Annotated in this window: 25 protein-coding genes; 18 read left to right on the forward strand and 7 right to left on the reverse strand. The window is 38.4% G+C overall.

What is annotated here, in order from left to right:
• Positions 1-20: 20 nt before the first annotated feature.
• Complete coding sequence (locus LI241_RS00795; protein ID WP_008689041.1) at positions 21-809, forward strand: nucleoside phosphorylase; 789 nt, start codon at positions 21-23, stop codon at positions 807-809.
• 82 nt (positions 810-891) lie between these two features.
• On the opposite strand, the gene LI241_RS00800 is transcribed toward LI241_RS00795, so the two are convergent.
• Positions 892-2,217 (reverse strand): class II D-tagatose-bisphosphate aldolase, non-catalytic subunit, encoded by a 1,326-nt coding sequence (locus LI241_RS00800; RefSeq protein ID WP_008689039.1) that lies wholly within the window; start codon positions 2,215-2,217, stop codon positions 892-894.
• 279 nt (positions 2,218-2,496) lie between these two features.
• Here LI241_RS00800 and LI241_RS00805 point away from each other — a divergent pair, with 279 nt between their 5' ends.
• The gene (locus tag LI241_RS00805; RefSeq protein ID WP_008689037.1) at positions 2,497-3,801 is read left to right on the forward strand and encodes a sensor domain-containing diguanylate cyclase; all 1,305 of its coding nucleotides are present in this window, start codon (positions 2,497-2,499) and stop codon (positions 3,799-3,801) included.
• A 31-nt stretch (positions 3,802-3,832) separates the two neighbouring features.
• Here the strand turns inward: LI241_RS00805 and LI241_RS00810 are convergent, their stop codons facing one another.
• On the reverse strand, positions 3,833-4,714 hold the full coding sequence (locus tag LI241_RS00810) for an RluA family pseudouridine synthase (RefSeq protein ID WP_008689035.1): 882 nt from the start codon (positions 4,712-4,714) through the stop codon (positions 3,833-3,835).
• Between the two features lie 235 nt (positions 4,715-4,949).
• On the opposite strand from LI241_RS00810, the gene LI241_RS00815 reads away from it, so the two are divergent.
• The 3 genes from LI241_RS00815 (at position 4,950) to LI241_RS00825 (ending at position 7,446) form a co-directional block, all read left to right on the forward strand.
• The gene (locus LI241_RS00815; RefSeq protein WP_008689034.1) at positions 4,950-5,330 is read left to right on the forward strand and encodes a desulfoferrodoxin family protein; all 381 of its coding nucleotides are present in this window, start codon (positions 4,950-4,952) and stop codon (positions 5,328-5,330) included.
• A gap of 121 nt (positions 5,331-5,451) precedes the next feature.
• A complete protein-coding gene (locus tag LI241_RS00820; protein WP_008689033.1) occupies positions 5,452-6,195 on the forward strand; it encodes a copper homeostasis protein CutC in 744 nt (247 codons plus the stop codon).
• A 90-nt stretch (positions 6,196-6,285) separates the two neighbouring features.
• The gene (locus tag LI241_RS00825) at positions 6,286-7,446 is read left to right on the forward strand and encodes an iron-containing alcohol dehydrogenase (RefSeq protein WP_008689032.1); all 1,161 of its coding nucleotides are present in this window, start codon (positions 6,286-6,288) and stop codon (positions 7,444-7,446) included.
• Positions 7,447-7,515: 69 nt separating this feature from the next.
• Here LI241_RS00825 and LI241_RS00830 read toward each other — a convergent pair whose 3' ends face one another.
• Complete coding sequence (locus LI241_RS00830) at positions 7,516-8,367, reverse strand: NAD(P)-dependent oxidoreductase (RefSeq protein ID WP_008689031.1); 852 nt, start codon at positions 8,365-8,367, stop codon at positions 7,516-7,518.
• 69 nt (positions 8,368-8,436) lie between these two features.
• A complete protein-coding gene (locus tag LI241_RS00835; RefSeq protein WP_008689030.1) occupies positions 8,437-9,330 on the reverse strand; it encodes a membrane protein in 894 nt (297 codons plus the stop codon).
• Positions 9,331-9,510: 180 nt separating this feature from the next.
• Here LI241_RS00835 and LI241_RS00840 point away from each other — a divergent pair, with 180 nt between their 5' ends.
• A complete protein-coding gene (locus LI241_RS00840) occupies positions 9,511-10,707 on the forward strand; it encodes a cation diffusion facilitator family transporter (protein ID WP_040013871.1) in 1,197 nt (398 codons plus the stop codon).
• A 108-nt stretch (positions 10,708-10,815) separates the two neighbouring features.
• Here LI241_RS00840 and pgeF read toward each other — a convergent pair whose 3' ends face one another.
• A complete protein-coding gene (pgeF, locus tag LI241_RS00845) occupies positions 10,816-11,580 on the reverse strand; it encodes a peptidoglycan editing factor PgeF (RefSeq protein WP_117547284.1) in 765 nt (254 codons plus the stop codon).
• 248 nt (positions 11,581-11,828) lie between these two features.
• Here pgeF and hrcA point away from each other — a divergent pair, with 248 nt between their 5' ends.
• The 8 genes from hrcA (at position 11,829) to LI241_RS00885 (ending at position 21,697) form a co-directional block, all read left to right on the forward strand.
• Entirely contained in the window at positions 11,829-12,845 is a 1,017-nt protein-coding gene (gene hrcA, locus LI241_RS00850; protein WP_020991171.1) for a heat-inducible transcriptional repressor HrcA, read from the forward strand.
• A 9-nt stretch (positions 12,846-12,854) separates the two neighbouring features.
• Entirely contained in the window at positions 12,855-13,532 is a 678-nt protein-coding gene (grpE, locus tag LI241_RS00855) for a nucleotide exchange factor GrpE (protein ID WP_008978934.1), read from the forward strand.
• Between the two features lie 18 nt (positions 13,533-13,550).
• Positions 13,551-15,362: a molecular chaperone DnaK gene (gene dnaK, locus LI241_RS00860; protein WP_008978935.1), complete on the forward strand. Its 1,812-nt coding sequence runs from the start codon at positions 13,551-13,553 to the stop codon at positions 15,360-15,362.
• Between the two features lie 237 nt (positions 15,363-15,599).
• Complete coding sequence (gene dnaJ / locus LI241_RS00865) at positions 15,600-16,709, forward strand: molecular chaperone DnaJ (RefSeq protein ID WP_008978936.1); 1,110 nt, start codon at positions 15,600-15,602, stop codon at positions 16,707-16,709.
• A gap of 274 nt (positions 16,710-16,983) precedes the next feature.
• Positions 16,984-17,187: a hypothetical protein gene (locus tag LI241_RS00870; RefSeq protein ID WP_008689021.1), complete on the forward strand. Its 204-nt coding sequence runs from the start codon at positions 16,984-16,986 to the stop codon at positions 17,185-17,187.
• A gap of 137 nt (positions 17,188-17,324) precedes the next feature.
• Complete coding sequence (locus LI241_RS00875; protein WP_008689020.1) at positions 17,325-18,041, forward strand: response regulator transcription factor; 717 nt, start codon at positions 17,325-17,327, stop codon at positions 18,039-18,041.
• Between the two features lie 9 nt (positions 18,042-18,050).
• On the forward strand, positions 18,051-20,114 hold the full coding sequence (locus tag LI241_RS00880) for a sensor histidine kinase KdpD (RefSeq protein ID WP_008689019.1): 2,064 nt from the start codon (positions 18,051-18,053) through the stop codon (positions 20,112-20,114).
• Between the two features lie 209 nt (positions 20,115-20,323).
• Positions 20,324-21,697 (forward strand): MATE family efflux transporter, encoded by a 1,374-nt coding sequence (locus tag LI241_RS00885; protein ID WP_008689018.1) that lies wholly within the window; start codon positions 20,324-20,326, stop codon positions 21,695-21,697.
• A 118-nt stretch (positions 21,698-21,815) separates the two neighbouring features.
• On the opposite strand, the gene LI241_RS00890 is transcribed toward LI241_RS00885, so the two are convergent.
• Positions 21,816-22,361 carry a GNAT family N-acetyltransferase gene (locus LI241_RS00890; protein ID WP_119957486.1) on the reverse strand — a complete coding sequence of 182 codons (546 nt, stop codon included), beginning with the start codon at positions 22,359-22,361 and terminating at the stop codon, positions 21,816-21,818.
• Positions 22,358-23,134, reverse strand: a complete 777-nt coding sequence (locus LI241_RS00895; RefSeq protein ID WP_008689014.1) for an HAD hydrolase family protein — start codon at positions 23,132-23,134, stop codon at positions 22,358-22,360. The genes LI241_RS00890 and LI241_RS00895 overlap by 4 nt, the downstream gene beginning before the upstream one ends.
• Before the next feature lie 47 nt (positions 23,135-23,181).
• Here LI241_RS00895 and uvsE point away from each other — a divergent pair, with 47 nt between their 5' ends.
• The 4 genes from uvsE (at position 23,182) to LI241_RS00915 (ending at position 26,401) form a co-directional block, all read left to right on the forward strand.
• On the forward strand, positions 23,182-24,138 hold the full coding sequence (uvsE, locus tag LI241_RS00900) for a UV DNA damage repair endonuclease UvsE (protein ID WP_008689013.1): 957 nt from the start codon (positions 23,182-23,184) through the stop codon (positions 24,136-24,138).
• A 47-nt stretch (positions 24,139-24,185) separates the two neighbouring features.
• On the forward strand, positions 24,186-24,860 hold the full coding sequence (locus LI241_RS00905) for a hypothetical protein (RefSeq protein WP_008689011.1): 675 nt from the start codon (positions 24,186-24,188) through the stop codon (positions 24,858-24,860).
• Positions 24,861-25,021: 161 nt separating this feature from the next.
• Positions 25,022-25,384 (forward strand): ankyrin repeat domain-containing protein, encoded by a 363-nt coding sequence (locus tag LI241_RS00910; protein WP_008689009.1) that lies wholly within the window; start codon positions 25,022-25,024, stop codon positions 25,382-25,384.
• 18 nt (positions 25,385-25,402) lie between these two features.
• Positions 25,403-26,401, forward strand: coding sequence for a YafY family protein (locus LI241_RS00915; protein ID WP_008689007.1), 999 nt, complete (start codon positions 25,403-25,405; stop codon positions 26,399-26,401).
• Position 26,402 lies beyond the last annotated feature (1 nt).

Consider the following 26,402-nt stretch of genomic DNA (forward strand, 5'->3'; position numbering starts at 1 on the left):
AGTGCCGAGGAGGAATGAGAATGCCGTGGTGCAAGAAAGAAGATACAACAAAAGCCATCATAACGGCAAAGCGTAATATGCAAAGTTCTCACCATGATGTAAAGATGATACAAAAGTTGCCGGAAATTGCTATTCTGTTCTTCATAGGGAAAGCTATACCTTATGTTTTGCGCACTTATGAATGTGATGAGCTATCCGCCAAATTTCCACGCTTTTTAAATCCATGCCCAATATATCGTTTTAAGAACATGGAAGCATGTTTTTTGGATGGAGGCAGAGGAGCACCACAGGCTGCAGATACTTTGGAAACGTTAGCGGAACTAGGAGTAAAAACGATTATATCTGTAGGCATGATAGGAGCCTTTCATCCAGCTTTCCATGTTGGTGATATACTTATCCCTTCCCATGCGTTAGCTGAAGAAGGAACTTCTCATCATTACTATGAAGATCTCATCTTTGCGTATCCTGCGCATCCTTTATGGGAAGAGCTAAAAAATCTATTGCCACAAGCGAAAAGTGAGCCAATTGTGAGCTGTGATACTATTTATCGTCAAACCCTGCGAAAAGAAGAGCAATGGCGTAGGCAAGGCTGTGTCGGTGTTGATATGGAGACCTCTGCCATTATGAGCATTGGAAATTACCGGCATTTGCAGACAGCAGCAATTCTTATGGTTTCTGATGTTCATTCACATGAAACAGAGCATTGCGCTTGGGAATGGAAGGTGACAGATGCAATGCGAGAGGCTTTTACACGTACTTGTATTTCTTGTGTACAACGCTTATCCAGTGATAAAGAAATAACGAAATGAATGGATGGAAAACATCTCTTCTGATAGACATAAAAAACAGAAGGCAAATTCGCTTGGAGAGCTGCCTTCTGCTTTCTTGTTATTATTTGAATAATTCTTCCTGATGGGATGCAAAAACATATTCATCAATCGTATTTTTGATACGGTCTTTGATCAATGCTTCCGGATCATTTTCTAAAACACCTTCACGTACTTTTGTATACTGAATTGGCATAAACTGTGATAAAGCGGCGAGAGAGATACCTTCTTTACGCAGATTAGCAATCAATTTATCTTTCGCTGCTGCAACCTTAGGATTTGGCATATAATAACGGCTGCGATCAGAGAAACTGAATTTACGTTTGAACCATAATGCGTTATCATCACCATGATAATGTTTGCACCAGTTCTTAGGTTCTTCTAACATAGCTTCTTCCAAAACATCAATAAAATGCGATTTTTCATCATCTCTGCCATGGAACTGCATATCTTCCATATATGCTAATGCAAACAATGCTTCACGCATGCCATAGGTCATTCCTGGACCTACCTTCAAGATGCCAACACCATCTTCTACAAGTTCGCGTAGTTTGTATTTTGTCTGATAATCGGTAGAATGTCCTTCAAATACCAGATTAGGGAAATCTTTAATGCTTGCCATTAAATCTTTTGCTTTCTCGCGATCATATTCCGTACATCCGGCATCTTTTTCTTCTACACCTGGTTGAACAACCACGGCGATGACATCCTTCCAGATATCGTCCAATCCTTCTTTTTTGAATGCTGCTTCAAATGCTGCAACCGTTGCCTTGAAATCTTCAACTCGTGTTACCTGCATGCCGGCATCTGCTTCCTGAGCACCGCCAGGAATAGGTACTTCACTACCTACGATATAGACAGGACGAACAGCATCAGGATTGGTTTTTAAAACTTCCTGGTAAGTATCTTCACATACACGTGCAAGTTCAGCACCGCGGCGAGCGATGGTTTCATCACTTAAGCGAACATTTGGATCATCGTCTGCTACCTTCATGCTGGTATCGATATGAATCTTAGTGAATCCGGCAGCGACATAGCAACGAACCAATTCACGAGCCATTGCCATGGCTTCTTTTTCTGGCTTAGAAGCAAAGGTCAATGGTCCTAAATGATCTCCGCCCAAGAATACACGATCTTTTGCCAAGCCTACTTTATCAGCTTTCTCCATAACGAAGTTCATGAAGTCAATAGGCTTCATTCCTGTATAACCACCATTTTGATCTACTTGATTTGCGGTAGCTTCAATCAGCACACAGGAATCATCACGTTTTGCAGCCTCTAAAGCAGCTTCAATGACATAATCATTCGCACTGCAGCAAGAATAAATTCCTACCGGCTGACCATTCTTCTGTTTTACTACAATTTGTTTTAATGGATTTGCGTTTGGCATTATAAAACCCTCCTTATCTAATTCAAATTATAACACGAATAAAAAGAAAGTAAACGGATACATATCGGCTTGCTAGTTTGTATAAAAGTTTTATTCAAAAATGCAAATTTCATGAATACAATGAAGTAGATGCATCTTGCAAAGCCTGTTATGTCAGATATTGTCGAGAAATCACTAGTTTTGTAAAGACTATGAAAAGGCATTGTATTCAATAGAATTCCTTGCTATACTATGGGCTAATGCAAGAATGTGATTCATTTGTGATTTGAGGTGTTTTGTGTGAATAAAAAAGAACTGGCAATCTTACAAAATATACAGCATTTGATACAGCAGTTGGATTGTGGAGCAGATGATGAGGAACAAAAACCAAACGTAAGCAGTTTCGCCAATCGAATGCTTGCTTTAAGTAAGATTACATGCTGGCGATATGAACCTATGAGTAATATGTTATTTTTTACAGATGAGAAAGGGTCTAAAAAGCATCCAAGTGGATGCTCTCTTACCCTTTTCCTTAAGGAGTTGAATAGAAAAGACCGTCAAAATATGCTAGATGCCTTTCATCGATTGTTAACAGAAAGTTGTGAGGAAATAACCTTTACTTTTGCTAAGCCTTTTAAAAATGGTCAGCATTGGTATGAAGTACATGCCTGTCGTTATGAAAAATGTATCATAGGGACGATGTGTTTATTACGTCATGAAGATGAACAAGCTCAAAAAGCGTTGCAGGATAAACAAAAATTCGAACTGTTAATGAGCATTGCCAATGTTTTTGTATGGGAGTATGACGTAGGAAAAAAGGTGTTTTCTGCGAATGAGTCACTTTGCCAAAAACTTGGTGTTCCGCATAAAACCTTTCCAATCAAAGAGTTAAAAAAGGTCTTAAAAATTGAACGTCTAGACGACTTTTTAAAAAATATACATGAAAAACCACAGCAAGATCACAGCGTCATTCATATCACCAATCCTTATGGGGATATGCAGTTTATCTTTGAGACCAGTTTTAATTCTATTATTGATAATGAGGGAAAATGTATTCTGGTTTTGGGAACCTTGCATGATATAACAGAACAGGAAATCTTAAAAGATAAGGCTAGTCGTGATGATCTGACAGGGTGTTTTAATCGGGGAAGTGCCGATGTAACACTTTTAAATACCTTTAAACGTTTTCAAGAAACGAAGGAACAATATATGATCATCTTTTTCGATATTGATAAGTTTAAAGAATATAATGATACCTTTGGACATGATGCCGGTGATTATGTCTTAAAACGTTTTAGTTTGTTGATTATGCAGGAAATTAGAAGCAGTGATCGATTGTTCCGATGGGGTGGTGATGAATTTTTATTACTATGCAGTGGCATTGCAAAAGAAAATATGTATACGTATATTGATCGCTTGCGCAGAGTGATTGCCTGTGCACAGTTCACATATAGTGGTAAGAAGTTCCGCGTTACCACAAGTATTGGCGCAGCGTATTATTATGCCAATGATACGACTTATCAAGATGCGATGAAGCGGGCAGATCGCAGTGTGTATAAATCGAAGCTAGCAGGACGTAATAATGCCTGTATGCTGTTGAAATAGTAGTATAGTATGTTTAGTTGGATATGCTTTTTTAAAGCAGGTCTTTCATGTCCAAGGGCATTTCACAGGTTACTTGTATATTCTTATTTGTGAATGGATGCTGTAAGGTCAACAATGAGGCATGAAGAGCTAGACGATGAATTTTATCAGATGGTGTACCATATAAAGAATCGCTCAACAAAGGGTGTTTTAAGGCAGCCAAATGTACACGTATCTGATGGGTGCGACCAGTAAACAAACGTGCATGTATCCAGGAATAGGCTCCATAATTTTTTTGTAAAGTAATCGTTGTTTTGGCATGTTTTCCTGTTGCGGATACGCGCATTTTTCGGGCATCATGACGATCTCTGGCGATGGGATAGGTGATCGTTTGTTTTTTCTGATGGATGCTGCCTTCCACAATAGCTTCATATTCACGTTGTATCTGTTTTTCTTTCATCATATGATCCAATAATGGTTGAAAGAAAGGTATTTTACAAAACAGAACGATTCCACTTGTCTCTTTATCTAAGCGATGTAAGGGACGAACGGGTGCAGTGATTCCTTGCATCAAATAATACCCTTGTACACGATTGCATAAGGTATGTGATGTATCTACACCATCGCTATGTACCAAAAGATGACTTGGCTTATTTACAGCTAATAATAATTCATCTTCATAACAAATCGAAAGCTCTGTAAAGTCTGGCGGTATCGAGGACAAAGTCTCATCAGGTAAGTGAATCTGTACTTCATCATTTTTGGTAATCAATTGATTTTGTTTGCATAAGTTGCCATTGAGATATAATTGCTTGTTTTGATATAAGAGATAACGCGCTTTTTTTGACTGATGCAGATCTTGTAATAGTGTATCTATATCACTATCCTGTTCGCTTTGGATTTGTATACTATGATACTTCATTGTGATCTTCATTTAGATTACTCCTATCTTTTTGAAAGTAGCGTATCATGAATTAGGAAAAATGAAAAGAGTAAATACTTCATTTAAACGATTGTCCTTAAAGAAACAAGCACCATCTTCAGCATTCAAAAAATTTTTAGAGCATATCATTTTTCATTTTAAAAGGACGATGGTATACTGACAACGTATTAAGGAAATACTGACAACGTAAGATTATAAACAACGATAAAACAAGGAGGAAATGAAAATGAAATTATTAAAATGTGCAGTATGCGGCAATATTGTCGAAGTAGTAGAAGATAAAGGCGTTCCAATCATGTGCTGTGGTCAGCAGATGCAAGAATTAAAAGCCAATACAACAGATGGAGCTTTAGAGAAACATGTACCTGTAGCTGAAATTGTTGATGGTAATTTACATGTGAAAGTCGGCTCTATGGAACATCCTATGTTAGCTGAACACTTCATTACAATGATCTTAGTAGAATTTGGTGATAACTTGTATCGAGTAAACTTAAAGCCAGGTGAAAAACCAGAAGCCGTTTTTGCTTTAGGTGATTATAAAGGCAAAATCCATGTTTACGAATATTGTAATCTGCATGGCTTATGGAAAACAGACCTTGAGGCATAATTAACGAAAAAGGAAGATAGGAAAGAAATGGACTATGGGACATAGTCTTTTTCTTCATGCTCTTGCATTCACTTTCTCACCTGCGATACAATACACTTGTATTGACAGGAGGAATATGAATATGGGCTATAAGCTGGAAATCTGCTGTGGCAGTTATGAAGATGTATGTGCGGCTCAACGCGGTGGTGCCGATCGTGCTGAATTAAATTCGGCTTTACATATGGGAGGATTAACCCCTTCACTGGCATCTTTAATCATGGCTAAACGTGATTGCCAAATCCCAATCGTTGCCATGGTAAGAGGACGTGGAGCAGGTTTTTGTTATAATGAAACAGAGAAAAAAGTTATGTTAGAAGATGCAGCCCTTTTATTGGAACATGGGGCGGATGGCTTGGCTTTTGGTTATTTAAAGGAAGATGCAACCATCGATGAAGAAGCTGTTCGTATCATGTGTGATTTGATCCATTCCTATGGGAAATGTGCGGTTTTTCATCGTGCCTTTGATTGTGTGAAAGATATGGATGGGGCTATGGAGAAATTGATATCTTTAGGGGTGGATCGCGTATTGACCAGTGGAGGACAGCCGAATGTAGAAAAAGGAAGTGAGATGCTGGCCCATCTACAAGAAACCTATGGTTCTCAGATGGAAATCTTGGCAGGCTGCGGAGTTAATGAAATGAATGCCAAAGATCTGATTGAGATAACGAAGGTTCAGCAGCTGCACTCTTCTTGCAAGGTATGGAAAAATGATCCTACAACTATCGGCAAGCAGGTGAGCTATGCCTATGCTGCAGCACCTCATGAAATGGCTTATGATGTGGTTAGTGAAGAACGTGTACGCGCTTTGCGAAAAGCCATGATGTAAAGGCATACATAAATTTCTTATAAAATAGTCAAAGCTATAGAAGTGATGAGATGTTGAGGTGTATAATAAGAAAAAAGGAGAAGGATAAACATGGAAAATTTTACGTATACAATACCTACGACCATTTATTTTGGTAAAGGACAGGTGAAACAAATCGGTGATATTGTTTCACAGTATGGAAAGCGTGTATTGCTGGTATATGGTGGCGGCAGTATTAAGCGCAATGGTATTTATGATGATGTTACAGCTATTTTTAAGGAAAACGAAATTACGTATTTTGAATTAGCAGGAGTAGAACCTAATCCACGTATTACAACCGTACGTAAGGGTGTAGAAATATGCCGTAAGGAAAATATTGAAGTCGTATTGCCAATCGGTGGAGGTTCTACGATTGATTGTGCAAAGGTCATTGCTGCAGCAACAAGCTATAGCGGTGATGCTTGGGATATTGTTTTAGATCCAAGCAAAGTTGTCAGTGTCTTACCAATTGTTAGCATTCTAACATTAGCTGCTACCGGCTCTGAGATGGATACCTTTGCCGTCATTAGCGATATGGACAGCAATGATAAGATTGGTACTTCTCATGAAGATATGCGTCCGAAAGCATCTATTCTAGATCCAACTTATACCTTTAGTGTTCCGGCTTATCAAACAGCTGCCGGAACAGCTGATATCATGTCACATATCATGGAATGCTATTTCTCAAATGTGCAAGGATATATGCAGGATCGTATGGCGGAAGGTTTGTTTAAGACCTGTATTGAATTTGGTGTGAAGGCAATCACTAAACCTGATGATTATGAAGCCAGAGCGAACTTGATGTGGGCAAGCAGTTGGGCAATTAACAATTTCATCAAGCTGGGCAAGGCTGTTGAATGGAGTGTACATCCTATGGAACATCAGCTAAGTGCTTACTACGATATTACGCATGGCGTAGGGTTAGCTATTTTGACACCACATTGGATGGAACATGTATTGAATGATAATACTGTAGAAAAGTTTAAAGAATTCGGTGTCAACGTTTGGGACCTGTCAAAGGATGAAGATGCTTATACGATTGCTCATCAGGCAATTCAAAAAACCAGAGAATATTTTGTAGCTATGGGCATTCCTACAACATTGCGCGAAGTTGGCATTGTGGATGATCGCTACTTTGATGTAATGGCAGAGAAAGCATGTGCTGGTTTAGAAGCTGCTTTTGTACCATTAACCAAAGAGGATGTTAAAGCTATTTATCAAAAAGCACTTTAAAAAAGAAACAGTAAAATGGCAAGCATAAAAAAGGTCAGAACTTCTGACCTTTTTGCGACTTTTGATAGTTTATTTCTCTGTACGATAATAATGAACCAGAGCCTGTGTACCATTGTTTCCTTCGGTTTTTGCTAATTCTTCATACATCTCACATACTGTATTCAGCATTGGTAAATTAACTTTGCCAGCCATTTCTTCTTGAACGATATGCATGTCTTTAATGAAATGATGGATATAAAAACCAGGAGCAAAATCCTTTCGCAAGACACGTGGTGCGGTATTGGCGATTTGCCAACTTCCAGCAGCGCCACCCTTGATTGCTTCTAACATGGTTTCTACATCCAAATGATTTTGTTCAGCATAAACAATAGCTTCACTCATGGCTGCGACTGCACCAGCAACAGCGATTTGATTGCAGGCTTTTGTATGCTGACCACTACCAGCCTCTCCCATATAATGCAAACTATTGCCAAGTAGGGATAAAACTGGCGTAACTGTTTCAAATATTTTTTTATCTCCACCAACCATGATAGATAAAGTGGCAGCTTTTGCTCCACTATCTCCACCGGAAACAGGAGCATCCAAGATATCTAAACCATGGTTCTTAGCTTCTTTGTAGAGCTGTTGTGCAAGCTTTGGAGAACTGGTTGTAAAATCAATCAAGATAGTACTAGCTTGTACTGCCGAAAAGATTTTTTGATAAACCTCCGCAACATCTTTTGGATAGCCAACCATGGTACACACAAGCTCTGCATCGCTCACACATTCTTCAATGCTGTCACAAACCTTTACACCATCCTTGGCTAGATCCAATGCTTTCGCTTTGGTACGATTGTATGCAGAAACACTATGTCCGCCATGCACAAGGTGCAGCAGCATGCTTTTTCCCATGACTCCGGTACCAATCCAAGCAATTTTCATATAATCACCTTCCTTGCTTCTTATTATAACGTATCAACTTTTGAAAGCAAAGATGCGAATACTTGCACATCATAAAAACAACATCTGCAGCATATAAAAGGACAAGCAGGAAAAAAGGGCTTGTAGCAAACGGAACAATAAAAACTTGCCATAGGATAGAGGAACATGCTCAACCATAGAGAATATCTGCATATGGACGCAGAAACCGCCAAAGGACAACAGCACACAGAGCAGCAGTTGGATTAGTATGGGAGCATAAGGAAGACTTTGGAGTAAGACAGCTCCACTGGAAAATTCAGCACTGATACGCAAAGGCAGTGCAACAGCTTCGGGCAAAAAGGAGAGCAGCACCCCGCTGATGCTTAGAAATAACATGAGGTAGCCACCAATCATATATAAGGACAGACCGCTTTCTTTGACAGCTATAGACAACTGTTTCATCATGGGCTGTGCAGCACTAGGGGACAAGGCTGCCTGAACACTTTGCTTACGGGTAAAAAACAATAAAAAAAGGCCAGCGAATAACTGTGCTGCATAAAGTAAAATACCGATCTTTACCGAATGATAAAATACTACACCACAAGTCATAATGACAAAACCAGGAGTTGCAAAACAGCAGGTATATAACAAACGCTGTGCCTGTGGTAAGGATAACGTATGCTCGTGATATGCTTCATCAATTAACAGTGAGCCGGTGGGAAAACCTAACAGCATTGTACAAAGAACCAGCTGTACACCGGCTTTGTTCATGTTCAGCAAAGTTGGAAGAAAAGGCAGTGGAACTAAAGCAAACGCATGTGTGTGATATAAAAATTTCACCAGTACCATTGTAACAAACATCGAGGGAACCAGCTTTTCAAACCAGATCGTCAATCCTTGTTGTGCATATTGCAGGGTCAAGGAGCCAAAGCAAAGTGTGATAAGGAAACTAAATAAGAGGAAAGGAAGCAGGAGTTTCTTCATGTACATCACCTATTCTATCGTATGATGTTCATAAAAAAAACATGAGGGAAACAATGTTAGATACAAATCGCAATCGCCACATGCTCTTTTGCAGGAAACCTTTAGGAAATAAGAAGGGGACTTTGCGTTTTTCATAAAATATGGTAAACTATAGACTCAGAAAACAAAAAGGGTGATATTATGATAGCATTATTAGCAAAAAAAATGATACCAGATCATGAGAATATTGAAAATGAAAAGGTTCGTCGTGCCTATGGAAATCTAACCAGCACGGTAGGCATTGCCAACAATATTCTTTTATTTGTCTTTAAGTTTATCGCCGGTACTTTAGCGCATAGTGTTTCTATCACGGCAGATGCAATCAATAACCTGTCGGATGCCGGAAGCTCTGTGATTTCTTTGATTAGTTTTAAGTTATCCAGCAAACCGGCTGATGAGAAACATCCTTTTGGGCATGCACGCTATGAATGTATTGCCAGCATGGTGGTGGCCTGTCTGATTTTATTACTAGGCTTTGAATTAATTAAAACAAGTTTAGATAAGATCTTTCATCCGGAAGCAGTTGCCTTTTCTTGGCTGTCTTTAGTTATCTTGGTATTTTCCATTTCCGTGAAACTGTGGATGTATTCCTATAATAAAAAATATGGCAGATTGCTGCAGTCTAGCATCATGGAAGCTACAGCGGCTGACAGTATCAGTGATGTTATGGCAACCGGAGCAGTTTTATTATCTTCTATTATTTCTCCTTTGATTCATTTTAATCTAGATGGTTATATGGGCGTAATCGTTGCCTTTTTCATTCTATTTGCCGGAACCGGTATTATTAAACAGGCTCTTGATGAATTGTTAGGCCAGGCCCCTAGTGAAGATCTGGTAGAAAAGATTCAGCAAAAGATTATGAGTTATGAGGGCGTATTAGGTATGCATGATTTGATGATCCATGACTATGGCTCACATAACACTTTTGCCAGTGCTCATGTAGAGGTGGATTGTAAAGTAGATGTCTTAAAGTCCCATGATATGATTGATAACATCGAGCGTGATTTTAAAGACAATATGGGATTGGAAATGGTATTGCATATGGATCCCATCAATATTGATGATCCTTTAACGAATGAATTGCGTGATTACATTCGTACATCCGTAAAGGAGATTCATGAAGATCTAACCATCCATGATTTCCGCATCGTACCTGGAGAAACCCACACCAATTTAATTTTTGATGTTGTTGTACCTTTCCATGTGAAGATGAGCAACCAGACCATCTTGGATATGTTATCGGAAAAAGTAAGCGCGAAAGGGCATACCTATTATTTGGTTGTGACCTTTGATCGTGCCTATACCAGTCAATCGAAAACAGAGGCTGCCCAAGAATAGTTGTCAGAAAGTGGTACAGCTAGAAAGCAATCGTTAGAAAATATCCATTCATAAAAAAACCAGTCGAAACTTTCAGTGAAAGTAAAGGCTGGTTTTGTTTCTTTCAATTTAACGTTTCATCATAATAAAGCTAAGATGTCTGCCACAGTCATGATCTCTGCGATAGCTGAACAGCGCTTCATTTGGCTGAAAGGTATCGTTTTTATTTACCGTTATTTGTTCTTCGGGAACACCTAGCTGTAACAGCATGGCTTTATTTAATCCTTTGTTGTTTACCAACGCCTTGCCATTTTGCAAATAGGTGATATAAGCGGATGTATCAAAGCTCATCTGCTGCACTTTTTCAATGACATCTTGACCTACCTCAAAGCTATGATAGTTAATGGCAGGACCGATGTAGGCATGCAGATGGGCAGGCTGTACCCCTTCCTGTGCGAGCAAATAGGCAACACTTTTTCGTGTGATTTCTTTTACGGTACCTTGCCATCCACTATGAATCGCCGCAATTAGGTGGGTGAATGGATCATACAACAGCACCGGTACACAGTCGGCATGAAAAACACCAAGGGCAATATGACTTTCTTTTGTATATAAAGCATCACAATCCGCAATACCATCCACATAAAGCAAGCTGCCCTTTCCTGCATCTGCCTTTGTTACTTCATGCATATGGTCACTGTGGGTCTGCTGCGCAAATACCCATTGGTTTAGAGAAATACCAAGATCCTCGCTTAATCTTTGGCGATTCGCAATTACGTCAGTTAGGTTTCCTCCCACATGTAAAGCCATATTGTTATCTTCTTTTGCTTGTGCATCTCGCAGCGTTGTTCCAGCTACGATATCTTCATCATCTTTCCATATTATTTTATTCATAATAACCTTCTCTTTCTTCTCTATTAGTATACGATTTTGATAAGAAAACTTTCTTATTTTCATAATAGAATTACATACAGCGAAAGTATAGCATGCTTTTTTTAAAATGCAAACGCCTTTGCCTCTAAGAAAGGAGGCATATGGCAAAGGATTTTTAGGAAATTAGCACTAAAGTGTTGACAGTGCTAACAAAAAGGAATATACTGTTAGCAGACATAGAGGTGGAGTGCTAGAAAGGAGTGAAAGACATGCTAACAAATCGCCAGATATCCATATTTAAAGCAATTGTTGATGAGTTCACCAGAACAGCAGAACCAGTTGGCTCTAAGCGATTGATGGATTTGTTAGAGTTCACTTGTTCCAGTGCTACCATACGAAATGAAATGGCTGCATTAGAGGATGTCGGCTTGCTGGAAAAAACACATACCTCCAGCGGACGCATTCCAAGCAGTAAAGGGTATCGCTTCTATGTTGAACATCTGATGGAGAAGCAACTTGATGAAGGAGTTAAGAATTCTCTTCAGGAAGTATTCAAGGAACGCCATTACTCAATGGATGAAATCGTCAAGAAAAGCTGTGACATCCTATCGCAGATGACATCATTAACATCTGTCGTGTTAGGACCGGAAAGCAAGTATCAAACCTTGCAGCACATTCAGCTATTTCCGTTGACAGAACGCAGTGCAGTCGCCGTCTTTATTACAGACCATGGGCATACGGAAAATAAAACGTTCCATTTTAACACCGAGGTCAGTATAGACGATATCAAGACCTGCTGCAATTTGTTGAATGATAAGCTGAGCGGCACACCGATCAATGAGGTCGTGGAGCGCATGCAGGAAATTGAGCCTTTATTAGCTAGTCATGTCGCACGACATGAAGTCTTGTTTGAAGCCTTCGTCAGTGCTTTCATGAAATTCGCTACGGAGCATGTGTATTGCAGCGGTAAAACCAATATGTTATACCAGCCGGAATTCGCAGATATCGAAAAGCTCAAGGAATTGATGAAGATGTTGGAAGACAGCTCTTTATTCCGTCAGATTGCCAATCACGAAGGCAACATGGCAATTGAAATCGGCGGTGAAAACGAATTGATCCATATGAATGATGTTGCTGTTGTCAGCAGTAAGTTCAAAGTTAATGACAATGAAGAAGGTGAGCTGATGATCGTTGGTCCAACCCGCATGCAGTATAGCCGTGTCGTTGCTTTGATGGAGTATATGAGCAAGGTTCTTGAAGATTTGTATCGACAGGAAGAAGTATAGGAGGTCATCATGCAGGAAGAAAAAGAATTGCAACAAGAAACAACATGTGACTGTGAAAAAGAAGCGTGTAAAACCGAAGAAGTAAAAGAAGCTGGCAAAGACGAAAAGGCAGCGGATAAAGAAGTAAACAAAGATGCGAAGGCAGATGATAAAGAAGCAAAAAAAGATGCCAAAGCTGAAGAAAAAGAAGAAAAGAAAAGCGCGAAGTTCTCAAAACGCAAGCGCATTGAAGAATTAGAAGAAGAAGTCGCTAAATTAAAGGAAGAAGTCGCTGCCAGCAAAAATGCGTATTTCAAGGCATATGCAGATGCAGAAAACTTAAAGAAGCGTTTGCAGAGTGAGGCAGACAACGTACGAAAATATCGTATCCAGGGATTCGCTACTGAAGTATTACCGGTATTGGATAATCTGGAAAGAGCACTTGATGTAAAGGTTGAAGATCCTAACATCAAAAATTATGTGAAAGGATTTGAGATGATTTATCAGCAGCTGGTACACATTTTGGAAAATGAAGGTGTCAAAGTAATTGAAGCACAGGATAAACCATTTGATCCAAATTATCACCAGGCACTGATGCAGGAGGCCAAAGAAGGCGTAGAATCCGGTATGGTCATTGAAGTTCTGCAGAAGGGTTACATGTTAAAAGATCGCGTATTACGTGCAGCACTCGTAAAAGTGAGTGAATAAATTAAGGAGGAAATTCATATGAGCAAAATTATTGGTATTGACTTAGGTACAACAAACAGCTGTGTCGCTGTGATGGATGGCGGAGAATGTAAGGTTATTACAAATCCGGAAGGAAATCGTACAACACCATCTGTTGTCGCATACAAAAACGGTGAAAGAATTGTCGGTGATGCCGCAAAACGTCAGGTAGTCACAAACAAAAATACTGTTTCATCTGTAAAACGTTTAATGGGTACAAATGAAAAAGTAGAATTGGAAGGAAAACAGTATACACCTCAGGAAATCAGTGCGATGATCCTGCAGTATTTGAAAGGTTATGCAGAAGATTATTTAGGAGAAAAAGTAGAAAAAGCGGTGATTACAGTGCCTGCTTACTTCAACGATGCACAGCGTCAGGCTACAAAAGATGCTGGTAAGATTGCTGGTTTGGAAGTAGAACGTATTATCAACGAACCTACAGCTGCAGCTTTGGCTTATGGTATCGATAAGACAGAAAAAGAACAGAAAGTTTTGGTATATGACTTAGGTGGTGGAACATTTGATGTTTCTATCCTGGAATTAGCAGATGGTACTTTTGAAGTATTATCAACAAACGGTGATACGAAATTAGGTGGCGACGACTTCGATAACGTTGTTGTTGATTGGATGGTTGATACCTTCAAGAAAGAAAACGGTGTTGATTTACGTAAAGATACAATGGCAATGCAGCGTTTAAAAGAAGCCGGTGAAAAAGCGAAGAAAGATTTATCCGGTATGGTACAGACACAGATTTCTTTACCATTCATCTCTGCTGGTGCTGATGGACCATTGCACTTCGAAGCTACTTTAACACGTGCAAAATTTGATGAAATGACAAAACACTTGGTAGATCGTACAATGGAACCTGTTCGCAACGCACTGCGTGATGCTGGCTTAACAAAGAACGATATCCATCAGGTATTGTTAGTAGGTGGATCTACACGTATTCCAGCTGTTCAGGAAGCAGTTAAGAATGCTTTAGGCAAAGAGCCTAACCGTTCAGTAAACCCTGATGAAGTAGTTGCTATGGGTGCTGCTATTCAAGGTGGTGTTATCCAGGGTGATGTAAAAGATGTATTGTTGCTGGATGTTACACCATTGAGCTTAGGTATTGAAACTATGGGTGGTGTCATGACAGTATTGATTCCACGTAATACAACTATCCCTACAAGCAAATCACAGGTATTCTCTACAGCAGCTGATAATCAGCCAGCCGTTGATATCCGCGTATTGCAGGGTGAACGTCCAATGGCAAATGATAACAAGGAATTAGGTATGTTTAAACTGGATGGTATTGCTCCAGCACGTCGTGGTGTTCCACAGATTGAAGTAACTTTCGATATTGACGTAAATGGTATCGTTCATGTATCTGCGAAGGATAAGGGTACTGGTAAAGAACAGTCTATTACGATTCAGAATACTAGCGGTTTAAGTGATGAAGAAATCGATCGTATGGTACGTGAAGCAGAAGAACACAAAGCAGAAGATGAAAAACGTAAAGAAGAAATTGATTTACGTAACCGTGCAGAAGGCTTTATCGCACAGATTGATGGTATGTTAGCTGACAGTGGTGATAAGATTGACGCTAAACAGAAAGAAGAAACACAGAAATTGCGTGATGATTTACAGAAATCACTGGATGAAAATGATATGGCAGCTGTGAAAGAAAAACTGGATGCTTTGGAAAAAGCAGCACAGGCAGCTAGTGCACAGATGTATCAGCAGCAGGCAGGAAATCCTAATGATGCTGGTAATGCACAGGGTGCAAACGATGACAATGTCGTAGATGCTGAATTTGAAGAAAAGAAATAAAATGTTTGACGACTACAAATCCTAGTGCTTGCGCTAGGTTTTGTATGTTGTTAGAAAGAGGATTTAGGATAGCGAGTTTGTTGTCATAAAGAGAATGATGCGTCATAAATAAAATAAAGAATGGTATTTGTGGCAAAGTATGATAAAATAAAACCCGGTATGAAGAAATGTGACATGAATATTTAATGGAACATTTTATCATTTATTTATAACAAGCAATTCAGGAAGGTGATGAGCATGGCAGAAAAACGAGATTATTACGAAGTCCTTGGATTAAGCAAGGGTGCAAGCGAGGATGAAATAAAAAAGGCATATCGTAAGATGGCCAAAAAATATCACCCGGATATAAATAAAGAACCGGGTGCAGAAGAAAAATTTAAAGAAATAAATGAAGCTTATGAAGTATTGAGCGATCCACAGAAAAAGGCAACCTACGATCAGTTTGGTTTTGCCGGTATGGATGGTGCACAGGGCTTTGGCGGTGGCGCCGGATTCGGTGGATTTGAAGATCTGAGCGATATCTTTGGTTCTTTCTTTGGTGGAGGTTTTGGCGGTGGAAGTCGCCGTGCCAGCAATGGACCACGTAAGGGAAATGATCGTTTCATGCAAATGCGCATTGATTTCATGGATGCTATCTTTGGTAAAACCGAAACGATTACAATTGATGTGGATGAACAATGTGATGAATGCATGGGCAGCGGTGCACGCAGTAAATCTGATGTGAAATCTTGTAGTCGTTGTGGTGGTACAGGTACTGTAACTCAGCAGCAGCGTACACCATTTGGTGTTTTCCAATCACAAACGGTTTGTCCGGATTGTAATGGTACAGGGAAAACGATTGCCCACAAATGTCCAAAATGTCATGGAAAAGGCTATGAGCATAAGCGTGTAAAGCTGGATATTAAGATTCCGGCAGGTATTCAATCTGGTCAGCAGGTTCGTGTGCCAAACAAAGGTGAACGTGGTGTAAATGGCGGTCCTAATGGTGATTTATATATCGAAATCTTAGTTACTCGTCATAATCAGTTTGTCCGTGATGGCAATGATATAAGAATCAGTGTACCAATCAGTGCGATTGATGCGACGTTAGGTTGTAAGATTGATGTTCCAACAGTGTATGGTGATGTAGAATTAACCATACCGGCAGGTACACAATATGGACAACAGTTCCGCTTGAAAGGTAAGGGTGTAAAATCACCTAGAGGTTCGCAAGGTGATCAGTATGTGGAAATCACAGTTGAAATACCTAAAAAGCTTTCTCGTGAAGAGAAGGAATTATATGAGAAGATACGTAATCGTAAAGATCATGAAAGTCCATTTGAAAAATTCAAGAATGCGTTTAAATAGTAAGAAGAAAGATACAACAAATTACTTGTTGTGTCTTTTTTTATATGAGATTGAATTTAATATTGGTCTTTTAAGTAATCTAATCTATGATACCGAAATTTAGGTTGGTTTTACGTTCATACAAGGATTCTAGCTGATGGAGAATAATAAAAACAAAAGGAAGTATCATAATTCATCTTCGTTATGTCATTGTTTAGAAATTTTTAAGATTTTATTTCAACAGTTGATAAGAACTATCCTTCATACTGATAACAGTAAGAAAGAGGAGATGAAGATGAAAAAACAAAGAAAACAAATTAGTTTTGCCATCATCTGTATACTGTTTACGATTGCCTTATGTATCATCATTGCATCTACCCCCTTTTTAAGAACGATTGATACAATGGATGGTATCGTATTGGCAATGGCAGTTGGCTTTATGATAAAAACCACCTTACAGCGCTATATGATACAGCAACAAAAACGGTGGGAGGGATAAGATGGAACTATTTGTATACTGCATCTGTACGGTATGCACGTTTGCAGGATTTCTTCTGCATAGGAATATCTAAGCTTTCCAAGTGAATAGAAATCGGTTAAAATAAAACAAGTAAATAAGAGAGGGCGTTGAAACATATGGAACATACCGTATTAGTTGTTGAAGATGAACAAGGAATCCGCGAGGCAATCGCAATATATCTAAAGAATCAGGGCTATCAAGTGTTGTTAGCGGAAAATGGAAAAGAAGGACTTGACTTGATTCATACCAATGATGTACATTTGGCAATCGTAGATATCATGATGCCGATCATGGACGGTATCACTATGACGATGGAATTGCGTAAAAACTATGATTTCCCGGTGATTTTTTTAAGCGCGAAATCAGAGGATATCGATAAAATCAATGGTTTAAATATAGGAGCGGATGATTATGTCACAAAACCTTTTGGCTCAATGGAATTATTAGCACGTGTGCGTTCTCAATTGCGCCGGTATGAACAAATATTATCGCTACAAACAGCATCCAAACAAGATAAAACAGAGAAAAATCCCCATCGTTTCTGTGTCGGCGGATTAGAACTCGATACCTATACAAAGGATGTATATGTAGATGGCAGGCGTGTCAAATTGACTCCGAAAGAATTTGCTATTCTTCAATTGTTGATGGAATCCGCAGGAAGAGTGTACTCAGCAAAACAGATTTATGAGCAAGTATGGGAAGAAGAAGCCATCAATACAGAGACAATCATGGTACATGTTCGTAAATTGCGTGAAAAAATTGAAGTGAATCCTCGTCAGCCACAATATTTGAAAGTGGTATGGGGCGTAGGATATAAAATTGAAAAAGGATAGGTGAAAAGCATGAAGCAAAAAAGAATATTTTTAAGTGTATGGATCATGTTGCTCAGTGTGATCAGCATAACTATATGCAGTTTTTATCCATCATCTAAAATGGATAAAGAGAATATGCATAAAACCATTCAGAATGTACTGGGAGATGAATTGTTCTTCTATGCACTCAGTATGAATCAATTTGCGGATGAACAATGGTCCTATCCAAGGTTTTCAAATTTTCCTGAAAAAAGTCATTTTGAAGATGAGTATATAAGCTTGATGGATCGAGCAGTCTCCTGTTTCCAAAATGATGAAAATGTACAATATATCGTTTATGATGCAAATACAAAAAAACGATTAGCAGCGAATGTCAAGGATGATTTAAGTGAAAATGATAGTATGTTTTATGGCATAGGAACTTTTAAGAAAGATGGTTCTTTACAGCTGAGCGGAGATTTTGGTAACTATACGAATGGTGCTAAAGATTATTTGGTGGATTGTATGAATACGTTTATCCGGGATCCTTCCTTATATGATCAAAAAAATGATGCAAAGGTTTCTTTTCGTAATGATTTTACAGTTGTTATACGCATCCCTGAGAAATTAACAAATAATGGTATGTATGTTTATGATACAATTTATGACAGATATGAATATACTCCTTACGTGTTTATCGCTATGGGAGTAGGTGCTTGTATTTTAGCTCTATTCATACTTCTAGTACCGATTCGTATCGTAGAACAATGTCAACCGTTCAAAATTTTTGTGCAAATCAAGTTTGAAATCAATTCCATTTTAGCCTGTTGCCTGATTACCTTTGGCTGCATGGGTGTAGTGGTGCTTTCTAATTATACGATGAATGGCTTATTGGCTGAAATATTGTTACGATATGAAATGTGGGATGGCATAAGCCTACTTGCGAACCTTGCGGCATGGATGTTGTTATTTGCTTATTTATCAATCATTTTCTTTTTGCTAAAGTATATAATTGCCCATGGTGTGATTCGCTATTTGAAAGAGGGCACCTTCATTGGCAGTATCATTCGGCGTTTTAAGCATTATGTTAATGCTTTAGCAGATGTAGAACTAGATAAATTGAATCAGAGTTTGATCAAACTGCTATTGATAAATTTGCTAATCGTTATTATCTTTTGTTCCTTGCAGGGATTTGGTATCATCCTTTCCTTTGGATATACAATTGCTCTTTTCTTTTGGCTGCGTGATAAGTTGAAAGAGGTAAAATTAGAGTATCAAGAATTACTAGAGAATGCAAAGGCGATGGAAGAAGGACGTTTTGATTATGAATATACACATGTAGATGGTGTATTTAAAGAACTACAACAGGAATTAACCCAAGTGCGCAGTGGTTTTGAAAAAGCTGTGCGTGAAGAAACAAAATCGCAGTTAATGAAAACGGAGCTTATCAGTAATGTATCACATGATTTAAAAACACCATTGACCGGTATGCGAAATTATGTTGAATTGTTGCAAGATACGACATTGTCAGAAGAAACAAGAACACAATATGTACAAATGCTTGCTCAATATACACAGCGTTTAAGTCGTCTGATTGAAGATTTATTTGAGGTTAGTAAAGTTAATAGTGGAAACATTCAGTTAAATCTTATGGAGTTAGATGTCAAAGCATTAATCGAACAAGCACAAGCTGAATGTAGTGAATTATTACAAGAGAAGCATTTACAGGTCATTACTAGCTTTGATCAAGAACAATATTTGGTTGCGTTAGATGGCGATAAAACCATGCGAATTTTTGAAAATTTATTTATCAATATCGGGAAGTATGCATTGGCCAATACAAGAGTTTATGTGATGGTGAAAGCAGAAAATGAAACGGTGATAATCACCATGAAAAATATATCCGCGGAACCATTAAATTTTGATGAAACGCAAATTGTCGAACGTTTTCAACGAGGTGACTCTTCTCGTCATGGAGAAGGAAGTGGTTTAGGCTTGGCAATCGTTAAAAGCTTTACGGAGATTCAAAATGGTCAATTCCATATTGAAGTAGATGGGGACTTATTTAAAGCTATCGTGCAATTCGCTTTGCCTTCTGATGCAAATATAAACTGATAAACAGTAATCGCACAAAGCATGCTAGTTTAAGAATTTCTTAGCTATGCATGCTTTATTTTATCCTCAATCGTTTTCATGAAAAGAAGCTCATAGGAAATCGATGAAGTTCTTATAAGACATCACCTGTGATAATAATTCCAGTATAAGAATTGCTAAAAACCTTCTAGGTATGGTACTATAACCACACTATAGAATTGAGGGATATAATGAAGAAATATGTAAATTTGTTAGATGGTGCGATACTTCCGGCATTAAGCTCATTAGCACTACCTATCATGGCAACCAGTTTGATACAAATGGCATATAATCTTACCGACATGTTATGGATTGGCAGAATCGGGGCAAATGCTGTGGCATCTGTCGGTGCTGCCGGTATGTTCATGTGGCTTTCCAATGGCCTAGTCACCTTAGCCAAGATGGGTGCTCAGGTCAAAGTTGCACATTCTTTAGGCGCACAAGATCAAAACAAGGCAGCATGTTATGCCCAAAGTGCCATACAGATGGGCATTGTTTTCGCATTGGCATTTGGTTTTGTCACGGTCGTTTTTTCACGGCAAATGATTGGCTTTTTTAAATTAAACAGTGCACAGGTAGCAGGCGATGCACAAAGTTATTTAATCATCACCTGTGGCCTGGTGATTTTCTCATTTCTTAATCAGATATTCACGGGTATTTTGACAGCCATGGGAAATTCTAAGACTTCCTTTATAGTGACCGCTTTGGGATTGCTCATGAATATCCTCTTAGATCCTATTTTTATCTTTGGTTTTGGTGGGATACCGGCGATGGGAGTGCGTGGGGCAGCTATAGCTACAGTAATGGCCCAAATGATTGTTTGTCTATTATTTCTCATGGCAATAAGAAAAGATACACTTATTTTTTTACAAGTACATATTCTTTCACATATACACAAGGAAGAAATGAAGGAAATATTTCGTATTGGGCTGCCTATTGGATTACAAAGTATGTTGTTTAGCAGCATCTCTATGGTGATAGCACGCTTTATTGCCGGTTGGGGTGATGCAGCCGTTGCAGTGCAAAAGGTTGGCTCACAGATAGAATCCATTTCTTGGATGAGTGCGGAAGGCTATGCCGCTGCTTTAAATAGCTTTGTAGCTCAAAATCATGGTGCGCATAATGCACAGCGTATTCGCAAGGGATATCGTTTGTCTATGAGATTGATGATAAGCTGGGGCATCCTTTGTAATTTGATATTGCTTTTATTTCCGCAGTTTATTTTTCAGATTTTCATCAATGAACCAAAAGTCATTTGGATGGGCGTAGATTATTTACGTATCTTAGGTTTCTCCCAATTGTTTATGTGTATGGAAATTACTACTGCCGGTGCTTTTAATGGTTTAGGTAGGACATTGCCACCTTCGATTATATCCGTAACCTTGACGGCCGCTCGTATACCTTTGGCAATGTTGCTGGGAAATGGGCTTGGTTTAAACGGTGTTTGGTGGGCCATTACCATAAGCTCCATTTTTAAAGGTGTGTTACTGTTTGGTTGGTTTTTATGGGATATGAAAAAACCGGATTTCTTAGTTCAAGACCATCCGTCAAAAAGTATTTGTTAAGTTCTTAGTAAGCGATAAAGATATAAAAAACATCCAAATAGAAAGGTCTGTACTGGTAAGCGTTGATATTCCCAAGCGAATCCCCTATCTGGATGTTTTTTTATTTTCATAGTGGTTGTTATGGATGAAGGATAGCCATGATAAGAATATCGTGATAACTGCCATCATAATATAAGCCATCTTTTTTTCGTCCTTCTATCTGATAGCCACAACATTCATACACATGTTGGGCACGAGGATTGTAATCAAACACTTCCAGTTCAATGCGATGAAGCTGTAAGGTATACAATCCAAAATCCGTAACAGCTTTTACGGCCTGTTTACCGATGCCTTTATTTGTTTGTGTGCTTGAAAATAAAGCAATTCGAAAACCAGCCATGTTAGCATCCCAATCAATGTCATTTAAAACAGCTTCCCCAATTAACTCGTCTTGATATGTAAATATTAAAAAATCATAGCGATCATCAGCTTCAGCAATACGTTCGACATAATCGTAGATCATCTTTTTGCTAAACGTTTGTGTCGTTCCGGTAAAACGTCTCACTTCCTCATCTTCTTGCGCAAAACCTTTCTCATAATACATGGCGGCATCTTCTTTTCGTAGCAAACGAAGATAACAGTCTTGTACATACAAAACATCTGTTGTTTGTTTCTCATGTCTCATGCAATCCACCCAAACTTTTTACAAGCCTTCCATATTCCATCACGTGTATTAGTATCTGTCACATAATCCGCTTTTTTCTTCAAGACTTCTTTAGCATTTCCCATCGCGATACTTGTCCATTGTGAATCAAACATGACCAAATCATTTGTATCATCACCAAATACAACAACATCTTCAGCTTTTCCATCAATATAGCGCAACATGTCTATAATACCATCTTTTTTTCGGTCATGTTGAATTGTTAAGTAAGCATCGACGAAGCGGAGTTGGCCGACTTCTTTTAATAAAGGAATGCGATCTTCTTCATCAATAGGTACGGAGATATATAGTTTATAAATATCTTTTGCATCCTCAATGCGAAAGTTTTGATCATACACATAGCGTGTAGGTTCTTGACGTTCTCCACATTGTTTTACAAACGTGTCATCTATCCCATAAAGGTCAATAGAATCATCTAGCATTGCTAATACACCATATCCAGCATTGATTGCTTGATGATATAAGGTAATACTTTGTTCACGATCTAAGGGAATGTTTTGGATAAGTTCATCGTTTACTACGAGTGCATTTCCTCCGCAACAAACCATGTTATGCAGATGGACGCTTTCCATAAAGGGTCGTGCCTTATAATGTGCACGCCCTGTGGCAATCGCCACAAAATGTCCGTTTTTTTGCAGCTCATCTAGTGCTTTCTGAGCACTAGGTACGATTTTTTTAGTAGCATTGTCGGTTAATGTACCATCAATATCAAAAAAGATATATTTCTTCTTCATTGTAATCACCTTTCTATTTGGTATTATCATACAGGAAACAAAGAATTTTGACAAGAATAGTGGGCCATACAAGAGCCATCCTAACAATAGGTGATAAGATGAAAATTGGATATGCTTGTACACTGGCATTACAGGATGATACAAAAATGCGTAGCTGTATCGCAAAAAATGCGAGTGAGTTGCGTTTAATAGAACTGATAGATCACAATTTAACCGCTTTATCAAATATTCTGACATATAATCATCAACAGGGAATTAAAATGTTTCGCATTAGTTCAGACATCATACCTTTTGGCTCTAGTCCTATCAACAGTGTTGACTGGCAGACTTTGTTTCAGTCAGCCTTTACTTTCTTACAAGAACAAATTAAACGCTATGATATGCGGGTTTCTATGCATCCTGGACAATATACGATTATAAATTCTCCTAATCCGGAAGTGGTACAAAGAGCGATAGTTGATTTACAATATCATTGTGCGCTTTTGGATCTTTTATGTGAGGATGCCACGCATAAGATGGTGTTACATGTGGGTGGGGTATATGGCGATAAACAGGAAGCGATGAAACGTTTTATGGCAGAATATCGAGAATTGGATGAGACAATCAAACGACGTTTGATCATTGAAAATGATGATCGCTATTATACATTAGAGGATGTCTTATGGATCGCGGAAAAAATCCAGATACCGGTGGTCTTCGATAATTTGCATCATAAATTAAATCCATCTCTTACCAATCTTAATGAAAAACAATGTCTAGCGTTGGTAAAGCAGACTTGGAAATCCGTTGATGGGCGCATGAAGATGCATTACAGCGAACAGGATCCGTTAAAACGTGCCGGTGCCCATGCCTCATCTATTGACATAGAGACATTTTTGGAATTCTGCAAAGATTTACAAAAAGAGGAAGTTGATATCATGTTAGAGGTTAAAGATAAACATGTTTCTGCATTGCGTGTGATAGAAGCATTGCGAAATAAATATCCATGGCTGCTTGAGGAATAAAGTAAAAAGCCCTGTGCATACTAAAGATTGACAAGGAGGAATCAGTAATGAAAAAAACAATGAAAGTATTGCTGGCAGCATTTCTGTTCACAGGTATATTACAAGGCTGTAGCAGTAATAACAATGAAACCACTGGTAAGGAAAATCAAAGTGATACCGGTGATGTTGCAAATGATGTAAAAAATGATATTGATGACAGCATTGACAATGTCATGAGCTTCTTCAATAACAAAAAAGTTGAGCTTGAGAATATGCAGCCAATCAAAAATATGGAATTTGCGGCATATGAAGGAAAAAGCTTTGAGGTGAATGGCAAAACAGCTTATCTATATCGTGTAAAAAGTAATGATGAAAACATGAAAAAAGTCTTAAAAGAGGCTAGAGAAAAAGGTAAAGTACGAGTAAATATCAAAAATAAAGAAATGGAGTATGGAGCAAAAGTAAATGGAAATTTCTTACTGTTATATGACCCAAATGCTGATATGAACGATGTCTTAACAACATTTGATGGTTATACAAGTGGTGGAGTAAATGCAGGAACAAGCGCCAAAGATACGACCAATACGCCAACAAGTGATGGTGCATATGGAAATGCCAAAACAAACGATCCCAATGCCGGTAATACGACAAGTGGGAATCAAAATGGTGATGTGAATAATAATGGTAAAACAAATGCCAACAATACCAATGGAACCAATGCTGCAGGACAAAATGAAAACTAAGTAAATATAAAATAAATCTTTCTATATATGAATTGTAGGAAGATTTTTTTGCTGTACAGATAATAAAAAAAAGTTTATACTATTTTTATATTATTACACAAATAATGTAACAATGTGGTTTATGATATAGCCGTAAAGATAAGGAAAGAGGTTGAGGCTATATGATAAACGAGAGAAAAATGGCAAAGGAATTATTAAATGCAGTTTGGAACAAGGAAACGGAAAGAATCAAGGAACTTTTAGATTTTGGGGCGGATCCCAATTGGATTTTCAATGGCTATCCCATCTTATTACATGCTGTCTATACGCGTAATGTAGATGCTGTTCTGGCATTTTTAGAAGCAGGAGCATATCACACGGAAGAGGCATTAGGTTTTGCGTTAGAAAATGGAATAGGTGAAGTCGTGGCGGCTTTAGCACCCAAAGGTATCGTACCAAAGAAAAAAGAAGTTGAACCGGTTTTTGGTTCTTTTCCATCCCGCTATAGTCCATTGGACTATCATCCAAAGGTCATACGTTCCTAATGGGAAGGATGAGAGGAAATGAAACGCAGTGCACGCTGTATTCAAATGTTGCAATTATTAAAAGCAAGAGGTTTTTTATCAAGAGAAGAATTAGCGACATTATTAGATACAAATATTCGCAATGTATCCGAATATCGCAAAGAACTTGAAGAGGCAGGCTATTCCATCATTAGCACGACCGGCAAATATGGCGGTTATCAGCTGGATGCATCCTGTCTTTTTCCAATTGTCGGTTTACGGCAAGAAGAGGTTAAGGCGGTGAGTGAGGCGATCAGCTATATGAAGAGTCATGATGATTTTTTGCTGTTGCCACAATTTTTATCTGCGATGGATAAATTAATGGCAACGCTTACTATGGAAAAAAAGGAAGGCGGTATTTATGTGAAGGGCAATACCCCATTACTTAATCCAATGTTAAAGGAATTTATCATGCGAATGGATGGTGCTCGTAATGATCAACTTGCTGTTGATATTGTATATAAAGGAATGCATGCTAAAAATTTTGAAAAGGTACGTATTCATCCATATGAAATCTTGAACGATGCAGGGAGCTATTATTGTTTAGCATATTCATTGAAGGCAAAGGATTATCGAAATTTTAAGTTTAGTGAAGAGCGTATGAAACAAGTGCAAGTAAGTGATGTGAAATTTCAGCGGGATGCTGATTTTCAAGTAAGTGAGCATATTGGCAAAAAGGGTCTTATTCGTAATGAGGTTTATGAATTGGATGTATTGATACATGGTGAGAGTGCTTTGTTAGTAAGTGAAAAAATGATTGGCATCGATCCGAAAGGTGAATGGATAGATGAACATGTTTTACATTTCACAACGATCATGGAAGGGAAAATTCCAGCTATGCAGTTTCTGTTATCTTTGGGTAATCAGGTCGAAGTAAGAAAACCCCTCTCTTTAAAAGCGGAACTAAAACATATTGTAGAAGACATGTTTCGACAATATCATGAAACGAAGGTTCCAACTTATGATATAATACAAGATAGAGAAAGTGTGGAGAAATAAA

The organism is Longicatena sp. 210702-DFI.1.196 (genome assembly GCF_020563125.1).
Taxonomy (GTDB): domain Bacteria; phylum Bacillota_I; class Bacilli_A; order Erysipelotrichales; family Erysipelotrichaceae; genus Longicatena; species Longicatena caecimuris.

What these genes read in the sequence shown, in the direction of transcription:
- LI241_RS00800 (WP_008689039.1), bottom strand. Translation starts at nt 2,217, where the DNA reads ATGCCAAACGCAAATCCATTAAAACAAATTGTAGTAAAACAGAAGAAT.
- grpE (WP_008978934.1), top strand. Translation starts at nt 12,855, where the DNA reads ATGCAGGAAGAAAAAGAATTGCAACAAGAAACAACATGTGACTGTGAA.
- LI241_RS00830 (WP_008689031.1), bottom strand. Translation starts at nt 8,367, where the DNA reads ATGAAAATTGCTTGGATTGGTACCGGAGTCATGGGAAAAAGCATGCTG.
- LI241_RS00825 (WP_008689032.1), top strand. Translation starts at nt 6,286, where the DNA reads ATGGAAAATTTTACGTATACAATACCTACGACCATTTATTTTGGTAAA.
- LI241_RS00885 (WP_008689018.1), top strand. Translation starts at nt 20,324, where the DNA reads ATGAAGAAATATGTAAATTTGTTAGATGGTGCGATACTTCCGGCATTA.
- LI241_RS00835 (WP_008689030.1), bottom strand. Translation starts at nt 9,330, where the DNA reads ATGAAGAAACTCCTGCTTCCTTTCCTCTTATTTAGTTTCCTTATCACA.
- LI241_RS00875 (WP_008689020.1), top strand. Translation starts at nt 17,325, where the DNA reads ATGGAACATACCGTATTAGTTGTTGAAGATGAACAAGGAATCCGCGAG.
- LI241_RS00880 (WP_008689019.1), top strand. Translation starts at nt 18,051, where the DNA reads ATGAAGCAAAAAAGAATATTTTTAAGTGTATGGATCATGTTGCTCAGT.
- LI241_RS00890 (WP_119957486.1), bottom strand. Translation starts at nt 22,361, where the DNA reads ATGAGACATGAGAAACAAACAACAGATGTTTTGTATGTACAAGACTGT.
- LI241_RS00810 (WP_008689035.1), bottom strand. Translation starts at nt 4,714, where the DNA reads ATGAAGATCACAATGAAGTATCATAGTATACAAATCCAAAGCGAACAG.
- LI241_RS00815 (WP_008689034.1), top strand. Translation starts at nt 4,950, where the DNA reads ATGAAATTATTAAAATGTGCAGTATGCGGCAATATTGTCGAAGTAGTA.
- hrcA (WP_020991171.1), top strand. Translation starts at nt 11,829, where the DNA reads ATGCTAACAAATCGCCAGATATCCATATTTAAAGCAATTGTTGATGAG.
- LI241_RS00870 (WP_008689021.1), top strand. Translation starts at nt 16,984, where the DNA reads ATGAAAAAACAAAGAAAACAAATTAGTTTTGCCATCATCTGTATACTG.
- LI241_RS00820 (WP_008689033.1), top strand. Translation starts at nt 5,452, where the DNA reads ATGGGCTATAAGCTGGAAATCTGCTGTGGCAGTTATGAAGATGTATGT.
- LI241_RS00840 (WP_040013871.1), top strand. Translation starts at nt 9,511, where the DNA reads ATGATAGCATTATTAGCAAAAAAAATGATACCAGATCATGAGAATATT.
- dnaJ (WP_008978936.1), top strand. Translation starts at nt 15,600, where the DNA reads ATGGCAGAAAAACGAGATTATTACGAAGTCCTTGGATTAAGCAAGGGT.
- pgeF (WP_117547284.1), bottom strand. Translation starts at nt 11,580, where the DNA reads ATGAATAAAATAATATGGAAAGATGATGAAGATATCGTAGCTGGAACA.
- LI241_RS00895 (WP_008689014.1), bottom strand. Translation starts at nt 23,134, where the DNA reads ATGAAGAAGAAATATATCTTTTTTGATATTGATGGTACATTAACCGAC.
- dnaK (WP_008978935.1), top strand. Translation starts at nt 13,551, where the DNA reads ATGAGCAAAATTATTGGTATTGACTTAGGTACAACAAACAGCTGTGTC.
- LI241_RS00910 (WP_008689009.1), top strand. Translation starts at nt 25,022, where the DNA reads ATGATAAACGAGAGAAAAATGGCAAAGGAATTATTAAATGCAGTTTGG.
- LI241_RS00795 (WP_008689041.1), top strand. Translation starts at nt 21, where the DNA reads ATGCCGTGGTGCAAGAAAGAAGATACAACAAAAGCCATCATAACGGCA.
- LI241_RS00915 (WP_008689007.1), top strand. Translation starts at nt 25,403, where the DNA reads ATGAAACGCAGTGCACGCTGTATTCAAATGTTGCAATTATTAAAAGCA.
- LI241_RS00905 (WP_008689011.1), top strand. Translation starts at nt 24,186, where the DNA reads ATGAAAAAAACAATGAAAGTATTGCTGGCAGCATTTCTGTTCACAGGT.